This window comes from Streptomyces hokutonensis (assembly GCF_042751305.1).
Classification (GTDB): Bacteria; Actinomycetota; Actinomycetes; order Streptomycetales; family Streptomycetaceae; genus Streptomyces; species Streptomyces hokutonensis_A.
Genome location: NZ_JBHYWD010000029.1, coordinates 42,485 through 63,787 on the forward strand (window position 1 = coordinate 42,485; position 21,303 = coordinate 63,787).

14 protein-coding genes and 4 tRNA genes are annotated in these 21,303 nt (G+C 70.1%); 11 read left to right on the plus strand and 7 right to left on the minus strand.

The window, feature by feature from the left end:
* Window positions 1–380: 380 nt before the first annotated feature.
* Complete coding sequence (locus ACFXC1_RS44710; protein ID WP_381254471.1) at window positions 381–1,220, plus strand: RNA polymerase sigma factor SigF; 840 nt, start codon at window positions 381–383, stop codon at window positions 1,218–1,220.
* A 63-nt stretch (window positions 1,221–1,283) separates the two neighbouring features.
* Entirely contained in the window at window positions 1,284–1,628 is a 345-nt protein-coding gene (locus tag ACFXC1_RS44715; RefSeq protein WP_381254473.1) for a hypothetical protein, read from the plus strand.
* A 223-nt stretch (window positions 1,629–1,851) separates the two neighbouring features.
* On the opposite strand, the gene ACFXC1_RS44720 is transcribed toward ACFXC1_RS44715, so the two are convergent.
* The 5 genes from ACFXC1_RS44720 to ACFXC1_RS44740 form a co-directional block, all read right to left on the minus strand.
* Window positions 1,852–1,924, minus strand: a tRNA-Lys gene (locus ACFXC1_RS44720).
* Between the two features lie 176 nt (window positions 1,925–2,100).
* Entirely contained in the window at window positions 2,101–3,660 is a 1,560-nt protein-coding gene (locus tag ACFXC1_RS44725; RefSeq protein WP_381254474.1) for an amino acid permease, read from the minus strand.
* Window positions 3,661–3,729: 69 nt separating this feature from the next.
* A complete protein-coding gene (locus tag ACFXC1_RS44730) occupies window positions 3,730–6,795 on the minus strand; it encodes an FG-GAP-like repeat-containing protein (protein WP_381254476.1) in 3,066 nt (1,021 codons plus the stop codon).
* Between the two features lie 195 nt (window positions 6,796–6,990).
* Window positions 6,991–9,012: a DEAD/DEAH box helicase gene (locus ACFXC1_RS44735; protein ID WP_381254478.1), complete on the minus strand. Its 2,022-nt coding sequence runs from the start codon at window positions 9,010–9,012 to the stop codon at window positions 6,991–6,993.
* 221 nt (window positions 9,013–9,233) lie between these two features.
* On the minus strand, window positions 9,234–9,740 hold the full coding sequence (locus tag ACFXC1_RS44740) for a hypothetical protein (protein ID WP_381254481.1): 507 nt from the start codon (window positions 9,738–9,740) through the stop codon (window positions 9,234–9,236).
* A gap of 735 nt (window positions 9,741–10,475) precedes the next feature.
* Between ACFXC1_RS44740 and ACFXC1_RS44745 the strand changes: the two genes are divergently transcribed.
* Complete coding sequence (locus ACFXC1_RS44745) at window positions 10,476–10,901, plus strand: hypothetical protein (RefSeq protein WP_381254483.1); 426 nt, start codon at window positions 10,476–10,478, stop codon at window positions 10,899–10,901.
* On the opposite strand, the gene ACFXC1_RS44750 is transcribed toward ACFXC1_RS44745, so the two are convergent.
* Window positions 10,880–11,638 carry a helix-turn-helix domain-containing protein gene (locus ACFXC1_RS44750; RefSeq protein ID WP_381254486.1) on the minus strand — a complete coding sequence of 253 codons (759 nt, stop codon included), beginning with the start codon at window positions 11,636–11,638 and terminating at the stop codon, window positions 10,880–10,882. The genes ACFXC1_RS44745 and ACFXC1_RS44750 overlap by 22 nt on opposite strands.
* A gap of 84 nt (window positions 11,639–11,722) precedes the next feature.
* Between ACFXC1_RS44750 and ACFXC1_RS44755 the strand changes: the two genes are divergently transcribed.
* The 6 genes from ACFXC1_RS44755 to ACFXC1_RS44780 all read left to right on the plus strand — a co-directional run bounded on the left by ACFXC1_RS44755 (window position 11,723) and on the right by ACFXC1_RS44780 (window position 15,268).
* A complete protein-coding gene (locus tag ACFXC1_RS44755) occupies window positions 11,723–12,877 on the plus strand; it encodes an LLM class flavin-dependent oxidoreductase (RefSeq protein WP_381254489.1) in 1,155 nt (384 codons plus the stop codon).
* Between the two features lie 4 nt (window positions 12,878–12,881).
* The gene (locus ACFXC1_RS44760; RefSeq protein ID WP_381254491.1) at window positions 12,882–13,232 is read left to right on the plus strand and encodes a metallopeptidase family protein; all 351 of its coding nucleotides are present in this window, start codon (window positions 12,882–12,884) and stop codon (window positions 13,230–13,232) included.
* A gap of 98 nt (window positions 13,233–13,330) precedes the next feature.
* Window positions 13,331–14,893, plus strand: a complete 1,563-nt coding sequence (locus ACFXC1_RS44765; RefSeq protein WP_381254494.1) for a metallophosphoesterase family protein — start codon at window positions 13,331–13,333, stop codon at window positions 14,891–14,893.
* 80 nt (window positions 14,894–14,973) lie between these two features.
* Window positions 14,974–15,046 (plus strand) — tRNA-Glu (locus tag ACFXC1_RS44770).
* Window positions 15,047–15,095: 49 nt separating this feature from the next.
* Window positions 15,096–15,170: transfer RNA gene (locus ACFXC1_RS44775), tRNA-Asp, on the plus strand.
* 24 nt (window positions 15,171–15,194) lie between these two features.
* Window positions 15,195–15,268: transfer RNA gene (locus tag ACFXC1_RS44780), tRNA-Phe, on the plus strand.
* 170 nt (window positions 15,269–15,438) lie between these two features.
* Here the strand turns inward: ACFXC1_RS44780 and ACFXC1_RS44785 are convergent.
* A complete protein-coding gene (locus ACFXC1_RS44785) occupies window positions 15,439–16,611 on the minus strand; it encodes an RNA-guided endonuclease InsQ/TnpB family protein (RefSeq protein WP_381254497.1) in 1,173 nt (390 codons plus the stop codon).
* Between the two features lie 191 nt (window positions 16,612–16,802).
* Between ACFXC1_RS44785 and ACFXC1_RS44790 the strand changes: the two genes are divergently transcribed.
* Together ACFXC1_RS44790 and hrpA are read left to right on the plus strand one after the other, a co-directional pair.
* Window positions 16,803–17,156, plus strand: coding sequence for a hypothetical protein (locus ACFXC1_RS44790; protein ID WP_381254500.1), 354 nt, complete (start codon window positions 16,803–16,805; stop codon window positions 17,154–17,156).
* A 92-nt stretch (window positions 17,157–17,248) separates the two neighbouring features.
* A complete protein-coding gene (hrpA, locus tag ACFXC1_RS44795) occupies window positions 17,249–21,226 on the plus strand; it encodes an ATP-dependent RNA helicase HrpA (RefSeq protein ID WP_381254501.1) in 3,978 nt (1,325 codons plus the stop codon).
* The last annotated feature ends 77 nt before the right edge of the window (window positions 21,227–21,303 follow it).

The window sequence follows — 21,303 nt, forward strand, 5'->3', positions numbered from 1 at the left end:
CCCTCCTGGCGCCCCACAACCCGCGCCCCGCGCGTGTTCGCCGCCCCCCCCCCGGCCGGGGGGGGGCGGCGGGCCTCACGCGCCCCGCCCCCCCCCACCGCTGTAGTCCGGGCCGTCGGCAAGGCCGTGCCCTGCCGTTCCTCATCGACGCGCGGCACACCCTGCGGCTCCGCACCACGAGACGGCATCACCCGAGTCCTCGTCCACGAGGGAGCGTCAGGGACGCGACACGGGCGGCCGGAGCGCCCGGTCCGACGGCAGTCGGCGGACCCGCTCCGAAATTCACCTGGCATGCATTCCGCGAACCCGGGTAGGCCGATCATTGTCGCCAGACAACGAACCGGCGGCACCGAGTCCGGATCACGTGGGAGGGGCCTGACATGACAGTGACGAAGACGGCAGACGCACAGACCCGGGTGCTGCCGGAGATCGCGGACCCTTCGCAGATCGCTCCCAAGGACGCCCGTCAGCTGACCAGGCTGTTCCTCGACCAGCTCGCCGTCCTCGAAGAGGGCACGCACGAGTACCAGTACGCGCGCAACACCCTCATCGAAATGAACATCACGCTCGTCCGGTACGCGGCCGCGCGGTTCCGCAGCCGCAGCCAGGACGAGATGGAGGACATCGTCCAGGTCGGCACGATCGGACTGATCAAGGCCATCGACCGGTTCGAACTCACCCGCGAAGTCGAGTTCACCTCCTTCGCCATCCCCTACATCACCGGCGAGATCAAGCGCTTCTTCCGCGACACCTCCTGGGCCGTCCACGTCCCCCGACGCCTCCAGGAAGCCCGCGTCCAGCTCGCCAAAGCCACCGAAGAGCTCCGCAGCCGGCTCGGCCGTACGCCCACCGTCAAGGAACTCTCCCAGCTGATGTGCCTCAGCGAGGAGGAGGTCAACGAAGCACGTCTCGCCTCCAACGGCTACAACTCCGCCTCCCTCGACGCCGCCATCGGCTCCAGCGACGACGGCGAAGCCGCCCTGGCCGACTTCATCGGCCTCGACGACGGCGCCCTCGAACTCGTCGAGGACTTCAACGCCCTGGCCCCCCTGATCGCCGAACTCGACGACCGCGAACGGCGCATCATCCACATGCGGTTCGTCGACGAACTCACCCAGGCCCAGATCGGCGAACACCTCGGCGTCTCCCAGATGCACGTCTCCCGCCTGCTCAACCGCACCCTCGCCAAACTCCGCACAGGAATGCTCACCACCAACTGACCACAGCGGTGCGCGGCCGCTGCTCTCCATCGCCCCCGGTCCCCCCGGTCGGCGAAGACGCAGATGCCCAAGTGTCCGAGGAGGTCGGCGGGATCCTGGTACGCCCCGGGCGCCGCCTCTGGGTCCACGCGAGGGATCCCGTACGACCGCCGGTACGCCATCGGCCGTGTCCTCGACGCCGACCGCACCGATGGCGCCCGGCAGGGCGATGCCCCAACCGCGCTCGAAGTACGCGGCGCAGAGAGCGTGATGGGCCCCGGCGAACTGCTCGTCCTCGGCGGAGTGCCTGTCGATACCGCCTTGCGTCGCCTCGGCCTGGCGAACACCGGACCGCCCGCGCCCGCCCCGCCCCGCCCCGCAAACGCGATCGCGGTCGCCCCGGCCACCTTCAACGCCGCCAACAAATAGCCACCGGGATCTCCGGCACTCGGCCAAGGCCGCCCACCCCGCGTACCGGCAGAGTCTGGAGCTGCTCGCCCCCCGAGGCTCTCCGCGCGACCCTGATGTCAGCCATGCCGCGCTGCGCGCTCGGGCACGCAAGACCCCGAAACCACAGCAGCGCCCGACCCGACCGAAGTCGACTCAGGCGCTGCACAGCAGGTCAGAGGCCATAACCCCCGCCCACCACCGGTAGACCCTGTGGGACTCGAACCCACAACCAATGGATTAAAAGTCCACTGCTCTGCCAATTGAGCTAAGGGTCCTCGCGATGTTGCCTCCCCGAGCATAGCGGGAGGTGGCCGTGTCTCCGATCGGGTATCGGGGACACGGCCGTGCCGGATCCAGGGAAGGCGGCCGGGCGAGTCCGGAGTGTTACGGATCTACCGGTTCGCGCGAGCCGGATCGCGCCGCCTCCCCCGCCCACCCCGCCCAGGCGTCGTTACGGATCCACCGGTTCGCGCGCCCCCGCCCGCGCCGCCTCCCGTGCCTTCGTGCGCGCGTGTTCCGGGTTCAGGAACCAGTGCCGGGCCGAAGCCACCCACCACGCCGCCGCGAAGCCCAGCACCACCAGCACCGCCACCGGCGCGTAGTTGAAGGACTCCCAGGTGACCGGGGAGACCTGCGGGAGCATGAAGAGGATTGTGATCACGGCCACCCAGATCACCGACACCACACCGATCGGCCGGGACCAGCGGCCCAGGTGCCACGGTCCACGCTGGAAGTCGTCGCCCTTCGCGAGCCGCAGCAGTGTCGGGATGACGTACGCGATGTAGAGGCCGATGACGGCGACGGACGTCACCGCCGCGTAGGCCGTGTAGTTGATCAGGTAGGGCAGGCCCATGAGGAGCGCGCCCGCCGCCGCGAGCCAGACCGCCGCGACCGGGGTGCGGGTGCGCGGGCTCACCGTGTGCCAGACGCGGGAGAACGGCAGGGCGCCGTCGCGTGAGAAGGCGTAGATCATGCGGCTGTTGGCGGTCACCGACGCCATCCCGCAGAAGAGCTGTGCCCCGATCACCACCAACAACAGCAACTTGCCCGACGTCGCTCCCAGCGCGTCGAGGAGGATCTGGGCCGGGGGCGCCCCCGTCGGCGACTTCAGCTCCGCGTTGTACGACTGGATCGCGTACGTGAAGCCCAGCAGCAGTACGAAGCCGGCTATCCACGACGTCCAGATGGAGCGGACGATGCCCTTCGGGCCGGCCGTCGACGCGTCGTGGGTCTCCTCCGTCATGTGGGCGGAGGCGTCGTAGCCGGTGAAGGTGTACTGCGCCATCAGCAGGCCCAGCAGGACGACGTACACACCGCTGCCCCAGCCCGTGTTGTTCACGAACTTCGTGAAGACGAAGGTCGTGGACTGGTGGTGGTCGGGGACGAAGGCCAGCGCGCCGACGATCACCCCGACGCCCACCACGTGCCACCACACGCTGATGTCGTTGAGCAGCGCGACGATCTTCACGCCGAACGTGTTCAGCAAGCCGTGCAACACAAGGATCCCGGCGAACAGGAGCACCGTACGTCCCGGTGTCACCTTGAAGTCGAACTGGAGGTTCAGGTACGCGCCCAGGAAGGACGCGGCCCCGAAGTCGATGCCCGCGGTCACCGCGACCTGGCCGAGCACGTTGAACCAGCCCGTGAACCATGCCCAGGCCGCGGCCGAGCGCGGGGGCGCGAGCCGGTGGGCCCAGAAGTACAGGCCCGCGGATGTCGGGTAGGCCGAACAGATCTCGGCCATCGAGAGGCCGACGAACAGCGTCATCAGGCCTACGGCCACCCAGCCCCAGGTGATGACCGCCGGGCCGCCCGTGTTCATGCCGAAGAGGTAGAGGGTCAGGCAGCCGGACAGGACCGAGATGATCGTGAAGGAGACCGCGTAGTTGGAGAACGCCGACATGCGGCGGGCGAGAACCTGCGTGTAGCCGAGCTGGGCAAGCCGTTCTTCGTCGGAGAGACCAGGAGCGTCTCCCTTTGACAGCCCACTCGCTATGGCGTCATCTGTCATGCCCCCAGCGATTCCCTCGCCGGGGACGTGACATGCGCCACTTAAGGAATCGATAAGGACTCGATGTGGCTAAAAAATGCCCTTGTAGCTCTGCCAGCCGCCCGAGATCTTCGCCCGCGCCCCGAACGACCCCTTCCCGTCACCGCCGTTGCGGAACAGGTTGCCCGCCGAGTCCCGCTCCACCAGGTCCGCCTTCCCGTCCCCGGTGATGTCCCCGACCCCGACGACCGCGTTGTACGACCCGCCCCACGCGGTGAACAGCTTCACCCGCGCCCCGAACGTGCCGTGGCCGGTGCCGTAGTAGCGGTACAGGTTGTTCGCGCTGTCCTGGGCCAGCAGGTCGCCGATGCCGTCGCCGTTCAGGTCACCTACGCCGACCACCTTCTTGTACGTCCTCCAGTCGGCGTACAGCTTCACGCGCGCCGACAGCTTGCCCGCGCTCGTCCCCTTGTACAGGTACACCGTCCCCGTCGACGCGCTCCGCGCGATCAGGTCCGGGCGGCCGTCGCCGCTGATGTCACCGGGCGCGGTGAGGACGTCGTACTGGTTCCAGCCGCTCGTGCCGAGTGACGTGTACGGCGTCGACGGCTTGAGCGCCGCGTCGCAGGCCGGCCTGTACGCCCGCAGCGCGCCGCTGCTCAGCCGGACCAGGACGTCGTTGCAGTGGTCCCCGCTCAGGTCGCCGAAGGGGACCGCCTTGACGTTCGTCGCCCAGCCGGTGCCGGTCACCTTCCCGGCGAACGTGCCCTTGCCCGTGCCCGGTTGATACGTCAGCGCGCCGGACGGGCCGAGCGTCAGCAGATCGCCGACGGCGTCACCGCCGACGTGGTCGTGGCGCGCCGGGGTACCGCCGCGCACCGCGACCGTGCCGCTCGCCGTCACCGAGGCACCGACCCCGTCGGCCGGTGCGACGGACAGCGTCCAGTCGTACGACCCGTTCGTCAGCAGCGTCGCCCCGAAGGACGCGGACCAGCCGACCTTCAGCTCGCCGCGCGCCGCGCCGCCGTCCCGCGTGTCCACGAGCTTGCCGGTGGCCCGGCTGCGCACGGTCAGGTGCCAGCTCGCGGACGGCTTCGACAGCAGCAGGGTGGCCAGGGTGTCCTGGGTGGTGTCGATCTCGTGCGCCTGGACGGACGGGGCCGCCTCGACCGGGGCCAGCAGGCGCAACGGCTGCGGGGTGACGCCGGCCGGTACGAGGTGGACGCGCTCCTGGTCGTCGACGTAGGCCACGTTCCCGGTCGACTCGTCGACCGTCCAGCGCACCTCGCGCTGGGAGATGCCGGTGTCGGGCAGCGCGCCGATCACCCTGCTCACGGGGGTGCCGTCGGCGAATGTCGTGAGGACCAGTTGCCCGGCCTGTTTGTCGTGCGTGACGACGAATCCGTCGCCCAACTCCGCCTCTCCGGACGGAACTTGGACGGACCTCTTCGCCGTGCGGTCGTAGACGCCGGCCCTGCCGTCCGCGCAACTCCAGTACAGCCAGCGGCCGTTGGCGCGCAGTTCGGTGGGTGCGCAGCCCGCGTCGGTGGTGAGGGTCTCGGTGGTCTTCCTGGTGGTGAGGTTGTACGCCGTGAGGGTGCCGGGGGTGGTGCCCGGGGTCCACAGGGTGTCGCCGGAGAGGGCGGCGGCGCCGGGGGTGCGGGTGAGCGCGGGTGCGCCGTCGTTGCCGATCCGGTAGACGGTCTGCGCGGTCGCCGTGGTGTGGATCAGATAGCGGCCGGAGACGTCCGTGATCCGGCCGCCCGCGGGGACGGTGCGCTCCCAGAAGGTGTACGGGGCGGGCCCGTTGACGCGGATGCGGTCGCTGGTCGTGGTGTCCTTCGTCAGCCAGGCGGCGCGGCCGTCCGCCGTGCCGTAGAGCTGGGAGCAGCCGAGCTCCGTCACCGGGCAGGTGCCGAGGTTCAGTTGGGCGCCGTCGAACGACGAGCGGGCGCCGAACTCGGGCGTACCGGTCACGGAGACCGTCCGTAGGTAGTCGTCGCGGTATCCGTTCGGGCCACCGGTGTCGGCGACGAGGAGCCGCCCCTGCTCCAGGGACAGACCCTGGATCCTGGTCGGCGGCTTGGGCAGCGCCCTGACCTGGGTGACGACCGGGACTCCGGCGGGACCCGGCTGGATGCGCTGGATGCCCCAGTCGTCGCTGCCGGTACGGCCGATCTTCACGGCGTTGCCGTCGGGGCCGGCCGCGATCCCGAACAACGACCACGGCATGAGGGTCACCACGGCACCGCCGGCGATCGGCTGGGCCGTCACCGCACCGGTGCCGTTGACCAGCCAGTCCCCCACGAGTGCCAGATCGTGCGTCGCGTTCACGCCGTCGCTGACGCCCTTGAGCACCAGCTCGGCCGGGGTCGCGGACAGGTCGGCGCGCGGCAGCACGAGCACCTTGGCCTTGTCGTAGGCGGCGACGACCACACGGTCCCGGGACGCGTACACATGCGTGTACCCGAGGGGCAGCGGACCGCTCGTGCTCTGCACCTGCCCGGTCTCCCGGTCCACGGCGATCAGCACCTGCTGTCCGTCCAGCGAAGCGCGGAAGAACACGCTCGTGGCGTCCGCGCCGGCCGGCAGACCGACGATCAGGCCCGCCGGTCCGCCCGCGACGGTCACGTCCCGGGTGGTTCCGTCGGGGCCCGGGGTCAGCAGATGCATGATCCGGGTGCTGGAGCCGTCCTCGGTGGTGGCGTTCCGGAAGGCGAGGGCGAGGTTGTCGAAGACGCCGAGGAAGCCCAGGCCCGCCGGGACCTGGAGACCGCGGGTCGTGCCGTCGGCCGGGTCCCAGAACTCGACCCGGCCGTCGGGGTAGCGGTACGCGAGGACATCGGTACCCGTGGCCCAGGTGGTCACCCCGGTCGGCACCGGCACGGGCACCGACCCGCCGTCCGAGTAGCGCGTCCACAGCAGCGCCGAACTGCCCTCCATCCGGTGGTAGACGCCCTGAGCGCCGGCGCTGTCGTGGCCGCTCTGGGTCGAGGACGAGAGCAGCGTGGCCGAGGTGTAGGTGCCGCGCAGCGTGGCCGGTACGACCGTCTCCTGCGCGATCCCCGCCGCGAACGCGGGCGCCGGCAGCAGCGGGCCGAGCCCGGCCGCGAGCACGGCCGAGACGGCGATGCCTGTGAAGACACGACGAGCCAAGGAATCCTCCCCCAGAGAAGAGAGGGATGCGTGGCGGTCTCGCTGCCCCCGGCCCCCAGCCGTCACATCCCCCACAGAAGTCGGCTGATCATACAGTCAACACACAGCCAAGAGCACGCAAAAATGGCCCCCGCCCGAACCCGGGCGGGGGCCATCTCAGTGCTGCGCTACGTCAGTTGACGTCAGCCGTGGACGTCAGCCGTTGCGCTTCCAGCGCGGCTTGTCGTCGCGGCGGCCGAAGGTGCCGGTGCCGGTACCCGTGCCGGTCGTACCGCGGTGGCCGGACGGACGGTCGTGGCCGCCGGCGCGGAAGCCCGGGCGGTCGCCCTGGCGGTCACGGTTGAACGGGCGGTCGCTGCCCCGGTGACCGGTCGCGGGACGGTCGTCGCGACGGAAACCGCCACGGTCACCGCCCGACGGACGGTCGTCGCGACGGAAACCACCGGACGGACGGTCGTCACGACGCTCGAAAGAACGGCCACCACGGTCGCCGCCGCGGTCGTTGCCACCGCGGTCGTCGCGGCGGAAACCACCCGAGGGGCGCTCGTCACGACGGTCGAAGGAACGGCCACCACGGTCACCGCCCGAGGGACGGTCGTCGCGACGGAAACCACCGGACGGACGGTCGTCACGACGGTCACGGCGCTCGTAGTTGCCCCGCTCGTCACGCTGCTGGCGCGGACGGTCGTACGACGACTCCTCGCGCACCGGCGCCTCGGCGACCGGCTCGGCGGCCGCGGCCTCGACGACGGCCGCCGCGGCCTCGGCCACCGCGACCTCCGGGTCCTCGCCCCGCTCGCGCGCGGCACGGGCGATCAGGCGGTCGGACTCCTCGCGCAGTTCGGCGGCGCGGCGGGTGGCCCGCTCCAGCTCCTTGGTGAGCTGGATGACCTCGCGCTCGGCCTGCTGCGCGGCGTCACCGGCCGACTGGGCCTGGACCTCGGTCATCGAACGGGCGCCGGTGATCTCGGCGACCTCGGGCTCGAAGGCCGTACCGGAGTTGATGATGTGACGGCCGGCGTCGACGCCCGCGTCCTCCATCAGCCGGAAGATCTGGCGCCGCTGGTGCGGCAGGGAGAGGGAGACGACGGTGCCCGTACGACCGGCACGCGCCGTACGGCCGGCGCGGTGCAGGTAGTCCTTGTGGTCGCCGGCCGGGTCCACGTTCAGGACCAGGTCGATGCCGTCGACGTGGATACCGCGGGCGGCCACGTCGGTCGCGACGAGCGCGTTGACGTAGCCCTCCTTGAAGTCCGCCAGCGTCCGCGTACGGGCGCCCTGCGTCATGCCGCCGTGCAGCGCGTCGGCCTTCACGCCGGACTCGCGCAGCTGCTCGGCGATGCGGTCGGCGCCCAGCTGGGTGCGGACGAAGATGATCGTGCGGCCCTTGCGGGAGGCGATCGCGGCGGTGACCGGCGCCTTGTCCTTGGGCTTCACGATGAGGATGTGGTGGGACATCGTCGTGACGTTGCCCTGCGCGCTGTCGACCTCGTGCGTGACCTGGTCCTTGAGGTAGCGCTTGACCAGCGTGGAGATCTCGTTCTCCATGGTCGCCGAGAACAGCATGCGCTGGCCGCCGGCCGGGATCTGGTCGAGCAGCTCGGTGACCTCGGGCAGGAAGCCCAGGTCGGACATCTGGTCGGCCTCGTCGAGAACCGCGATCTGCACGTCCTCGAGGGAGCAGGCACCGCGGTTGATGATGTCGCGGAGGCGGCCGGGAGTGGCCACCAGCACATCCACGCCGCGCTCGAGGGCGTAGATCTGGTTGCCCATCGACGTACCGCCGCAGACGACCTTCATCTTCAGGCCGAGGACGTCGCCGTAGGGCTGGAGGGCGTCGGCGACCTGCATCGCCAGCTCGCGGGTCGGGGTGAGGATGATGCCGCGGGGGCGCTTGCGCTCGGTGCGGCCGCCGGACAGCGTCGCCAGCAGCGGCAGACCGAAGGAGAGGGTCTTGCCGGAGCCGGTGCGGCCACGGCCGAGGATGTCCTTGCCGGCCAGGGCGTCCGGGATGGTCGCCGCCTGGATCGGGAAGGGGGCTGTCACGCCGTTCTGCGCGAGCTTGCGCACGATGCCCTCGGGGAGACCGAGGGACGCGAAGGTCACCTCGGGAGCCGCCGCGACGGCGTCCGTGGCCGTCTCGGTGTCTACGGCCGTCTCGGTGCCCTCGTTCTCGTTCTCGGGCATGACGACGTGATCAGTACTGGAAATGGACATGCGAATGCGAAACCTTCCGGAGTCTCCGTCGGCACGCGCCCGTCAACTCCGTGATTCGCTATCGACCGCCTCAATGCGGTCCGCCACGGCAAGGGAGAGTACGCGCCACACGGCGCGCTCTGCAGTGGCGCCGGGCAATGGGATCAAACGATCTACCACCATACGCACCCACCACCCCCTGAGGCAAACCCGCCCTCATTGACGTGCGTCACACCCATCACCTACGCCGGTGAGCCGGCCGCCGGTGCCGGCTCACGGTCCACCAGCTGCGGGGCCGGGTCCTCGTGGGCCGAGGACGAGGGTTCCGCGACGGTCGGGTCCGGGGACGGCTGCTGCTGGCTCGGCGTCGGGTCCGGGGGCGGCGGCGTCCGCGACGGGGTCGGCTGGGGCGCGGCCGTGGTCGGCGCGCCCGGCTTGGCGCTCGTACCCGGTCTCGGCGGGGCGGACGCGGACGGGCTCACCGCGCCCTGCGCCGACGGCGAGGCCGAACCCGACGCGGACTCCCCCGGCCTGGGCTTCCCGTGCCCGTGCTTCCCGTCCCCCGCCGACCCGCCGTACCCGAGCCCGCCCCCCGGCGCCCCCGAACCGCCGTCGGGCACCTCACCGGCGTGCCGCCCCGCCGAGTGCGAGGGCTTGGCACCGCCGCCCGCGTCGTCGCCCACGCTCATACAGCCGGCGGCAGCGGCGACGACGGCGACCGCTGCGGCCAGACGGACGGGTACGTACATGGGGCGCACGGGGCCACCTCCGAGGGCGGAAAAAGGAGTCGCCCTCTCAACTCCCACCGCCCACCGGAAGACACGCGCCCGGCACCCGGCGCGCCATTTCTGGCCGGGACTTGCCCCGCGCCCTTCACCAATTCCTGACCGGGGCCTGCACCGCCTCAGTCACCCACTCCTGACCAGGACCTGCCCCGCCGCGCCCCGTCACCCACTCCTGACCGGGGCTTGCGCTGCCTCAGACGCCCATTCCTGACCGCGGCCTGCGCCGCGCCCTTCGCCCACTCCCGGCCGGAGACCTGCCCCACCCCAGACACCCACTCCCGGCCAGACCTGCCCCACCCCCGTCGCCCACTCCCGGCCAGACCTGCCCCACCCCCGTCGCCCACTCCCGACCGGGGCCTGCGCCGCCTCACTCGCCCACTCCTGACCAGGACCTCCCCCGCCCGTCGCCCACTCCCGGCCAGACCTGCCCCACCCCCGTCGCCCACTCCCGGCCAGGCCTGTCCCGCCTCAGTCGCCCACTCCTGGCCGGGGCTTGCGCCGCCTCAGTCGCCCATTCCTGACCAGGACCTGCCCCCGGCCGTCGCCGACTCCCGGCCAGATCTGCCCCGCCCCCGTCGCCCACTCCCGACCGGAGACCTGCCCCACCCCAGTCACCCACTCCTTGCGGGGAATTGCCCCCCGCCCGCGCCCGCAGCACGATCGGCTCCGAAGCGACCGCAGCGCCCCGAGGAGCCACGGATGACCGCGATGACTGACCCCCAGGACCTCGCCGCCCGCTACATCGCCCAGTGGACGGAACCGGACCCGGCCCGCCGCCGGGCGGCGATCGAGAGCCTCTGGGCCGAGGACGGCACCCACGTCCTCCAGCCGCCCGCCGAGATCCGCGAGGTCGCCGCCGGCCTCGGCTTCGATCACCCGACCCTGCGCGCTCAGGGCCACGACGCCATCGAGACGCGCGTCACGCGCAGCTACCAACGCTTCGTCGAGAAGGGCGAGTTCACCTTCCGAGCGCGCACCGACGCCGTACGCCTCGACGACCTGGTCCGTTTCCACTGGGACACGATCACCGTCGCCGACGGCGAAGTGGTGGGCGGCGGGCTCGAGTTGCTCGCGCTCGACACCGACGGCCGCATCCGCACCGACTACATGTTCCCCGGAGCCTGATCCGCCGCCGCGGCGGCCAACGCCTCGGCCGTCGCCGCGTCCGCCGGCAGGAACGCCTCCAACTTCAGCTCCGCCAGGGTCACATCCACCGCCGTCGCGAACGTCGTCACCGTCGTCATCAGCCGCAACTCCCCGTACGACGACCGCAGCCGCAGCGGCACGGCGAACCCCAACTGCCCCTCCGACGACCCCAGTTCCGGCACATACCCGGCCAACTCGGCCCGCAACTCCGGCAACCCGGCCAGCCGCGCCACGATGTGCCGCGCCCACTCGGCCAGGTTGAGAATCCGCGGCGCCACCCCGTCCGGATGCAGCGCCAGCCGGTACACATTCACCCCCGGCCCCAGCAACTCCGCCGCCGCACCCTCCGTGATCACCCCGAACGCGCTGTTGGCGTCGACCAGTCGCCCCTCCCGGTCCACCACCACCGCCGGATACGGCAGATGCCCGCGCAGGATGTGCCCGATCGCCGCCCGCACCGGCGCCAGCACCGGCCCCTCCAGCGAACTCTCCGCGTACACCGGCGCGAACCCGGCCGCCAGCAACAACTCGTTCCGCTCCCGCAACGGCAGTTCGAGCGACTCGGCAAGCCGCACCACCATGTTCCGCCCCGGCACCGACCGCCCCGACTCGATGAAACTGACATGCCGCTGAGTGGTCCCGGCCCGCGACGCCACCTCCAGCTGACTCAGCCGACGACTCGTACGACGCTCACGCAACACCTGGGAAAAGTCCACGGACCAGTTCTACGACGCCCCGCCCCAACCGGCCATTCCGTGCAGGGAATTGAGGCCATACCCGCAGCCGACGACCATCGAGCCATGAACCCCGCCAACCCCGCCGACACCGACGCACCGCCCGCGCCCACCAACAAGCCCACCGGCCTCGACGTACACCCCGCGGCCACCAGCATGCCCACCGGCACCGGCGAACTGCCCCCGAACCCCGCCAACAGCCCCATCGGCACCGGCACGCCACCCCCGCCCACCACCAACCCCATCGCCCTCGGCGTACTGCTCCCCACCGGAACCGCCCAATGGGCCAAGGACGACGACCCCCGCGACCTGATCACCCTCGGCCGTACCGCCGAACGCCTCGGCTTCGCCTCCCTCTTCGTCAACGACTCCCTCATCACCCCCCGCATCGAAGCCCTCACGATGCTCGCCGCCCTCGCCGCCACCACCGAGACGGCCACCCTCGGCACCGGCGCCCTGCTCCCCTTCCTGCGCCGCCCCGTCCAGACCGCCCAGACCCTCGCCTCCATCGACCTGCTCTCCCACGGCCGCCTCACCCTCGCCGTCGGCGCCGGCTTCCCCGGCCGCTTCGGACGCCCCTTCTACGACCTCTCCGAAGTCCCCTGGCCCCGCCGCTTCGCCCGCCTCGACGAGACGGTCCGGCTCTGGCGGGCCCTCTGGCAGGGCGCCGACAGCTTCCACGGCGAGTTCCACCACCTCACCGACCTCCCGCCCGCCCTGCGCCCCACCCACCCCACCGGCCCACCCGTCTGGCTCGCCGGCGCCACCCCCACCGCCCTGGCCCGCACCGGCCGCCTCTACGACGGCTGGCTCCCCTACCCGCCCGACCCCGCCGACTACACGACCGGCCTCCACGACATCCACACGGCGGCGACAGCGGCGGGCCGAGGCCCCGAGGCCATCACCCCGGCCCTCTTCATCACCGTACGAATCGACAACGACCCCCGCACCGCCCGAGCCGCACTCGACGACTACGCCCTGGCCACCTACGGCATGCCCCTAACCGAACTGGAGAAGATCCAGGCCGTCGTCGCGGGCACCGCGGAGCAGGTCGCCGAGCGTCTCGACCAGTACGTCACCGCGGGCGCCCGCCACCTCGTCACCCGCCCCGCCGCCCTGAACCTGCGCGCCCAGCACGAGCAGCTGGAACGCGTCGCCGCACTCATCCCCGACCTGCCGACCCCGTCACCGCCCCGAACCCGCGTTCGTCCCGGACAATAGGCGTGTGCTGGAAATGACACGCGAGGCGTTCGAAGAGCTGGTGAGCGAGGCCCTGGACCGGATTCCGCCCGAACTGACGCGGGTCATGGACAACGTGGCCGTCTTCGTCGAGGACGAACCCGACCCCTCCGACCCCGAACTCCTCGGCCTCTACGAAGGCACACCCCTCACCGAACGCGGCGAGTGGTACGCCGGGGTCCTCCCCGACCGGATCTCCATCTACATGGGCCCGACCCTGCGCCACTGCGAGACCACCGAGGACGTCGTCCACGAGGTCGCCGTCACCGTCGTACACGAAGTAGCCCACCACTTCGGCATCGACGACGAACGCCTCCACGAACTCGGCTGGGGCTGACCCCACTCCCGCGAACCCGGCCGCAGCCCATCACCCACAAACCCGGTCAGGGCCCACCGCCCCGCATACCCACCCCCACTCCTGGGCATACGGGACCAATGGCCAGCGTCCCCGTCGCAGCCCTGAACCACCTCCGCCGGGCCCAGCGCGCCCTGACCCACCACTACCGCGCCCGCCGCCCCCGCCCCACCCTCGAACTCGTCCCCCAGCCCCACCCCTGGCCCCGCGCCCTCGGCCTCTGCATGGTCGTCCTCGTCGGAGCCTGGCTCGGCCTGCTCATCGTCGGCAACGTCCGCGCCCAGGTCGGCCCCATGAACACCACCATGACCCTGCGCCCCTCCCTCACCGGCGGCACCAAGATCAACATCTCCCCGCTCGGCGCCCTCACCCTCGACAGCCACCACGCCCCCGTCCGCCTCGACGTCAACGTCGACCAGCTCGACCCCGAACGCTCCCAGTCCCTCGTCGACCACCCCGAACGCATCTCCGGCCTCCAGGACGAAGTCGCCCACGACGTCGAACACGGCACCCTCGACCTCGCCGTACGCTCCTGCACCGCCGTCGTCCTCGGCGCCACCACCCTCGGCCTCGCCGTCTACCGCCGCCCCCGCCGCGCCCTCACCGCCGGCGGCCTCGCCCTCACCCTCCTCGCCGCGTCCGGAGCGACCGCCTACGCGACCTGGAACCCCAAATCCATCCTGGAACCCAAGTTCTCCGGGCTGCTCTCCTCCGCCCCCTCCGTGGTCGGCAACGCCCGCAGCATCGTCACCGAATTCGACGTCTACCAGCAGGAGTTGGCCCGCCTGGTGACGAACGTGACCAAGCTGTACAACGTCACGTCCACACTCCCCGCGTACCAGCCGGACCCGACGACGATCCGCGTGCTCCACGTCTCGGACATCCACCTGAACCCCGCCAGCTGGAAGATCATCGCGTCACTGGTGCAGCAGTACGAGGTGAACGTCATCGTCGACACCGGCGACACCATGGACCACGGCACGGACGCCGAGAACGGCTTCCTCGACCCCATCGCCGACCTCGGCGTCCCCTACGTCTGGGTCAGGGGCAACCACGACTCCCTCGTCACCCAGCGCTACCTGCAGCGCATGAAGAACGTGCACGTCCTGGACGAGGGCCGGGCGGAAACAGTCGCGGGCGTACGCTTCGCCGGCATCGGCGACCCCCAGTTCACCCCCGACCGCTCCGTCGCCCCGGGCGGCAACGCGGCCGAGGAACTCGCCGGCGACCAGCTGGCCTCCTCCCTCCGCGACCAGCGGGCCGCCGGCACGCCGGTCGACATCGCCCTGGTCCACGAACCGTCGGCGGCACGCCAGACAGACGGCGAAGTCCCATTGGTCCTCGCCGGCCACCTCCACCACGAGGGAACCGAGGTCATGCGGCACGGCACCCGCCTCCGCATCGAGGGCTCGACCGGCGGCAGCGGCCTGCGCGCGGTGGAGGGCAAGTACCCCGACCCCATCGAGGCGTCGATCCTCTACATCGACCGCGACACCCACCGCCTCCAGGCCTGGGACGAGATCAAACTCGGCGGCCTGGGCCTGACGACGGCCGAGGTCAGCCGCCACCTCCCGAAGGAGAACCTGCCGGGCGCAACGCAGTCCCCCAGCCCCTCTCCCACACCCTCGGCCTCGGCCCCGTAAACCGTTTTGGCGATACCTCCCGCCATCCCATATGCTTCTCACGTCCCCGACGCGCTGAGAAGCGCCCAGGCGGGCCGATAGCCCTCATCGTCTAGCGGCCTAGGACGCCGCCCTTTCAAGGCGGTAGCACGGGTTCGAATCCCGTTGGGGGCACGCAACACCGTGTGCGACACTGGCTCAGCCAGTCCGCACGCAACAGCTGGGTCCTGTGGAGCAGTTTGGAGTGCTCGCCACCCTGTCAAGGTGGAGGCCGCGGGTTCAAATCCCGTCAGGACCGCTGAGGTTTCCCCGGAAGCCTCGTGGCTGGGTAGCTCAGTTGGTACGAGCGTCCGCCTGAAAAGCGGAAGGTCGCCGGTTCGACCCCGGCCCCAGCCACAATGAAGGCCCCGATCTTCGGATCGGGGCCTTTTTGCATGTCTCTCGTGGATCAGGCTCGGACCACTCGGGCCACTCAGGGGTACGAGCGATCGCGTCCGCTGCCGGAGAAGAACCCCGGCTTGCAGCTCGCTCTCGCCGATGGCTTCGGCGCAGCGGCGCATCCAGCCCTACACGACCACCGTGAGGGCAGGGACCTGTGACTCGGCCCCGCGGACCCATGTCGTCCAGCCTCGCCGGCCGATGACGTGGGACGCGTTCAGGTCGGCGTGCTCAACGAAGCCGCAGGACCTGCAGGTGAAGACGGCCTGGCGGGGCCGGTTGCGTTTGTCGATGTGGTGGCAGTGCGAGCATTCCTGGCTGGTGTACGCCGGGTTGACGTGGACGACGGGGACACCGGCTCTGCGTGCCTTGTAGGCGATGAAGTCGGCCAGTTGTCCGAAGGCCCAGGAGTTGATCGTGACGCGTTGGGGCTTTTTCAGCCGGGCCCGTTCGCGGATGCCGCCCAGGTCTTCGAGGGCGATGCCGTGTCCGGTGCGTTGAGCCTCCGCCACGATGTGTTTGCTGATCTTGTGGTTGATGTCGCGGGTGCGCCGTGCCTCTTTGCCCGCGTGCCGTTTGGCCCGGCGCTTTGCGGATCGGGTGCCTTTTTTCTGGAGTCTGGTGCGCAGGTTCCGGTCGTTCTCGCGGGTGCGGTTGAGTTTTCGGCCGCTGTGCCGGTGTCCGGTGGAGGTGGTGGCGATGTTGGCGATGCCCAGGTCGACGCCGATGAAGCCGTGGGGGTCGGGGTTCTGTGGGGCTTCGGGTACGTCGATGGTGGCCAGGAGGTACCACTGGCCGTTCTGGGTCAGGAGGTCCGATTCGCCTTGGCGGTGTAGGGCGAGGAGGCGGAGGCGGTGGTCGTCTCCGGTGAAGGGGAGTTTTTTGAGGCGCCCTCGGGTGGTCCAGATGGAGACGGTGCGTTGTTCCATCTGCCAGGAGAGCATGCGGTCGTCGTAGGGCTGGGCGGCGTGGCGGCGGAAGGTGATGGGTTTGCCGGTCGCGGCCTTGTGGCGTTGTGATCCCGGTCGGCCGAGGTTCCCGGCTTTGAGGCTGCCGGTGAGTGCCGTGTAGGCGTCGCAGGTTTTCTTGATGACGTGCTGGGCTGCTTGGGCGCCGAGGCCCCAGTTGTGCTTGACGTGGGTGTAGGTCTCGGCGCGGAGTGCGCGGTTGTGTTTGGTGCCAGTGGTGTGGGCGATGGCGGAGACGTGGTTGGCGGCTTCGTTGCAGGCGCGCAGGGTCGCTTCGAGGGCCGACGCCTGTTCGGGCGTCGGCAGCAGCTTGACCCGCAGCGTCAGTTTCACGAACAAAGAATCTAGATCGCGTTTTGTGTTCGATCTGGTGAATGCGTGCGCTTCACCGGATCGAGTGATTGCTGGAACATGTGACCTAGGAGACTTGTGTGGGTGGAGGGGCCGTGGTCGTCCCGTCGTGGGCCGGGGATACGATCCGGCTCTGTCGGTGCCGGGTGGCGTAGTTGCGGGGGAGATCGGCCATGAGCCAGGACGAGGCGCGGGGTGTCCGGGACACGGATCTGGAGAAGGTGCGGGCTCGGTACGGACTGCTCGCGGTGATTCTCAGCAATGTCGGGATCACCGCGGTGGCGATCTTCGGCGTGTGGCAGCTCAACGGTGACCGGGCGGTGATCGTGGGTGTCCTGACTTCGGCGTTCACCGCGATGGCCAGTCTGACGACGGCGTACTTGGGCATCAAGGCCGTGTCCAACACGGCGCAGTCGATGTCGCAGGACGCGGACCGCCGGCGTGACGCGGCGGCCAGTGCGCCGCCGTCCGCGCCGGCCCCCAGCACGCCGCCGGCACAGCGCACCAGCGAGACGCAGGCGACCTGAGTCACCCGCACGACCCTCCGCCGGGCCCCACCAACCGGCCCCCGCCAATTCATTCGCCAGGAATTTCGGCGAGGTGAGATCCTGGACGGCGTATGTCTACGCACCCCGCCTCCGCCCCCGGCGCTCCCGCCGCCCCCGCCCTCGGCGATCTCGCCCCCCGCCTGACCGAGCTGACCCTGCGCGACGCGCACCGGCTCGGGCGCAGGCTCGAAGGCGCGCGCAGGATCCGTAAGCCGGAGGCGCGCGCCGCCGTGCTCGCCGAGATCGAGGCCGAGGTGGCCCGTGGTGAGGAGCGGATGGCCGAGCGGCGCCGTCGTATCCCCGCGATCTCGTATCCGGAGCAGTTGCCGGTCAGCCAGAAGAAGGCCGACATCGCGGCAGCCATCCGCGATCACCAGGTCGTGATCGTGGCCGGTGAGACCGGTTCCGGCAAGACGACGCAGATCCCGAAGATCTGTCTCGAGCTGGGTCGTGGTGTGCGCGGCATGATCGGGCACACGCAGCCGCGTCGTATCGCCGCCCGGACCGTGGCGGAGCGGGTCGCCGAGGAGATGGACACCCCGCTCGGCGAGGCCGTCGGCTGGAAGGTCCGTTTCACCGACCAGGTGAACCAGGAGTCGACGTTCATCAAGCTGATGACGGACGGCATCCTGCTCGCCGAGATCCAGACCGACCGCGAACTGCGCGCCTACGACACGATCATCATCGACGAGGCCCACGAGCGGTCCCTCAACATCGACTTCCTGCTGGGATATCTGGCCCAACTGCTGCCGAAGCGGCCCGACTTGAAGGTCGTCATCACCTCGGCGACCATCGACCCGGAGCGTTTCTCGCGGCACTTCGGCGAGGCCCCGATCATCGAGGTGAGCGGCCGGACGTATCCGGTGGAGGTGCGGTACCGGCCTCTCCTCGAAGACGACTCCGAGGACTCCGACCGCGACCAGATCACCGCGATCTGTGATGCCGTGGAGGAGCTTCAGGGCGAGGGCAAGGGCGACATCCTCGTCTTCCTCTCCGGGGAGCGGGAGATCCGTGACACGGCGGACGCGCTGACGAAGAAGAACTACCGGTTCACGGAAGTCCTCCCCCTCTACGCCCGGCTCTCGCACGCCGAGCAGCATCGCGTGTTCCAGCAGCACACGGGCCGAAGGATCGTTCTGGCGACGAACGTCGCCGAGACCTCCCTCACCGTCCCGGGCATCAAGTACGTCATCGACCCGGGCTTCGCCCGCATCAGCCGCTACAGCCACCGTACGAAGGTGCAGCGGCTGCCCATCGAGGCGGTCAGCCAGGCAAGTGCCAATCAGCGCAAGGGCCGTTGTGGCCGTACGTCGGACGGTATCTGCATCCGGCTGTACTCGGAGGACGACTTCCTCGCCCGCCCGGAGTTCACGGATGCCGAGATCCTGCGGACGAACCTCGCCTCCGTCATCCTCCAGATGACGGCGGCCGGTCTCGGCGAGATCGAGAAGTTCCCGTTCATCGACCCGCCGGACCACCGCAACATCCGTGACGGTGTCCAACTCCTCCAGGAACTGGGCGCGTTGGACCCGGGCGAGAAGGACCCGCGCAAGCGGCTGACGCAGACGGGCCGCAAGCTCGCGCAACTGCCCGTGGACCCGCGCCTGGCCCGCATGGTCCTGGAGGCCGACAAGAACGGCTGTGTCCGCGAGGTCATGGTGATCGCCGCCGCGCTCTCCATCCAGGACCCGCGCGAACGCCCCGCCGACAAACAGACGCAGGCGGACCAGCAACACGCCCGTTTCCGCGACGAGTCGAGCGACTTCCTCGCGTTCCTCAACATGTGGCGGTACATCCGCGAGCAGCAGAAGGAGCGGGGCTCCTCCGCCTTCCGGCGGATGTGCAAGCAGGAGTACCTGAACTTCCTGCGCATCCGTGAGTGGCAGGACATCTACAGCCAACTCCGCACGGTGGCCAAGCAGATGGGCATCCAGTTCAACGAGGAGGACGCGGCCGAGCAGAGCGTGCACGTCTCGCTCCTCGCGGGACTGCTCTCGCACATCGGCATGAAGGACGTGAAGGACGGCGCGAAGAACGAGTATCTGGGCGCGCGCAGCGCCAAGTTCGCGATCTTCCCGGGTTCCGCGCTCTTCAAGAAGACCCCGCGTTTCGTCATGTCGGCGGAGCTGGTGGAGACTTCGCGGCTCTGGGCGCGCGTCAACGCGAAGATCGAGCCCGAGTGGGTCGAGCCGCTCGCCGGCCATCTCCTCAAGCGGACGTACAGCGAACCGCACTGGGAGAAGGACCAGGCGGCGGTGATGGCCTTCGAGAAGGTCACGCTCTACGGCGTCCCGATCATCGCCCAGCGCAAGGTGAACTACGGCCGTATCGACCCGGAGGCGAGTCGCGAGCTGTTCATCCGCAACGCGCTGGTCGAGGGCGACTGGCGCACGCACCACAAGTTCTTCGCGGACAACCGCAAACTCCTCACCGAGGTGGAGGAGTTGGAGCATCGCGCCCGGCGCCGGGACATCCTGGTCGACGACGAGACGCTCTACGACTTCTACGACCAGCGGGTCCCCGACCACGTAGTCTCCGGCGCCCACTTCGACTCCTGGTGGAAGCAGAAGCGGACCGAAGAAGGCAGAGAGCCCGAACTCCTCGACTTCGAGCGCTCGATGCTCATCAACGAGCGCGCGGGCGACATCAGCAAGGACGACTATCCGGACTCGTGGCGGCAGGGCCCGCTCAAGTTCCGGGTGACGTACCAGTTCGAGCCGGGCGCGGACGCGGACGGTGTCACGGTCCACATCCCGCTGCACGTCCTCAACCAGGTCACGGACGAGGGCTTCGACTGGCAGATCCCGGGCCTGCGCGAGGAGGTCGTGACGGAGCTGATCCGCTCCCTCCCGAAGCCGATCCGCCGCAACTACGTGCCGGCGCCGAACTTCGCCCAGCGCTTCCTCAGCCAGGCGGTCCCCCTCCAGGAGCCCCTCACCGTCACCATGGCCCGCGAACTGAAGCGGATGGTCGGAGTCCCCTTCACGGCCGACGACTTCGACTGGTCGAAGGTGCCGGACCATCTCCTCATCACCTTCCGGATCGTGGACGAGCGGCGCCGGAAGCTGGCCGAGGACAAGGACCTGGAGGCGCTGAAGCTCCGGCTGAAGCCGAAGGCGCGGCAGGCGATCTCGCAGGCGGCCGCGGCGACGGCCGAGCGCGAGGGCGGGGAGTCCCTGGAGCGGAAGGGCCTGACGGACTGGTCGATCGGCACGCTCACGCGGGTCTTCGAGACCCGTCGGGCCGGCCAGCCGGTGAAGGCGTACCCGGCGCTGGTCGACGACGGCGACACGGTCTCCGTACGGCTCTTCGACACGGAGGCCGAGCAGGCGGAGGCGATGTGGAAGGGCACGCGGCGGCTGATCGTCCGCAACATCCCGGTCAATCCAGCGAAGTTCGCATCCGAAAAGCTCACCAACGCGCAGAAGCTCGCGCTGTCCGCGAATCCGCACGGTTCGATCCAGGCGCTGTTCGACGACTGCGCGCTGGCGGCGGCCGACAAGCTCATCGGTGACTTCGGGGGGCCGGCGTGGGACGAGGAGTCGTACCGGAAGCTGTACGAGCGGGTGCGGGCGGAGATCGTCGACACGACGGTGCGGGCAGTGAGCCAGGTCCAACAGGTGCTGGCCGCCTGGCAGGCCTGTGAGCGCCGTCTGAAGGCGGCGAACAGCCCGGCCCTCCTCCCGAACCTCGCGGACGTACGGGCGCAGTTGGACGCCCTCGTGAAGCCGGGCTTCGTCACGGCGGCCGGGATACGTCGCCTGCCCGACCTGATGCGCTACTTGGTGGCCGCCGACCGCCGCCTCCAGCAGATGCCGACGGGGGTCCAGCGGGACACGACCCGCATGGAGAAGGTCCACGAGATGCAGGACGAGTACGCGTGGCTCCTGGAACAACTCCCGCAGGGCCGCCCCGTGCCCTCCTCCGTGCGTGACATCCGCTGGATGATCGAGGAGCTCCGGGTGAGCTATTTCGCGCACGCGCTGGGCACGGCGTACCCGGTCTCCGACAAGCGGATCGTGAAGGCGATCGACGCCGCCGCGCCGTAACGGAGCCTGCACACAGGGTGAGTTCGACCAGGCGGGCCACCCTCCTGTACAGTCTCGTCTCGCAGCACAACGCACCA

What these genes read in the sequence shown, in the direction of transcription:
- ACFXC1_RS44745 (WP_381254483.1), top strand. Translation starts at nt 10,476, where the DNA reads ATGACCGCGATGACTGACCCCCAGGACCTCGCCGCCCGCTACATCGCC.
- ACFXC1_RS44740 (WP_381254481.1), bottom strand. Translation starts at nt 9,740, where the DNA reads ATGTACGTACCCGTCCGTCTGGCCGCAGCGGTCGCCGTCGTCGCCGCT.
- ACFXC1_RS44755 (WP_381254489.1), top strand. Translation starts at nt 11,723, where the DNA reads ATGAACCCCGCCAACCCCGCCGACACCGACGCACCGCCCGCGCCCACC.
- ACFXC1_RS44725 (WP_381254474.1), bottom strand. Translation starts at nt 3,660, where the DNA reads ATGACAGATGACGCCATAGCGAGTGGGCTGTCAAAGGGAGACGCTCCT.
- ACFXC1_RS44790 (WP_381254500.1), top strand. Translation starts at nt 16,803, where the DNA reads ATGAGCCAGGACGAGGCGCGGGGTGTCCGGGACACGGATCTGGAGAAG.
- ACFXC1_RS44765 (WP_381254494.1), top strand. Translation starts at nt 13,331, where the DNA reads ATGGCCAGCGTCCCCGTCGCAGCCCTGAACCACCTCCGCCGGGCCCAG.
- ACFXC1_RS44710 (WP_381254471.1), top strand. Translation starts at nt 381, where the DNA reads ATGACAGTGACGAAGACGGCAGACGCACAGACCCGGGTGCTGCCGGAG.
- ACFXC1_RS44715 (WP_381254473.1), top strand. Translation starts at nt 1,284, where the DNA reads ATGCCCAAGTGTCCGAGGAGGTCGGCGGGATCCTGGTACGCCCCGGGC.
- hrpA (WP_381254501.1), top strand. Translation starts at nt 17,249, where the DNA reads ATGTCTACGCACCCCGCCTCCGCCCCCGGCGCTCCCGCCGCCCCCGCC.
- ACFXC1_RS44735 (WP_381254478.1), bottom strand. Translation starts at nt 9,012, where the DNA reads ATGTCCATTTCCAGTACTGATCACGTCGTCATGCCCGAGAACGAGAAC.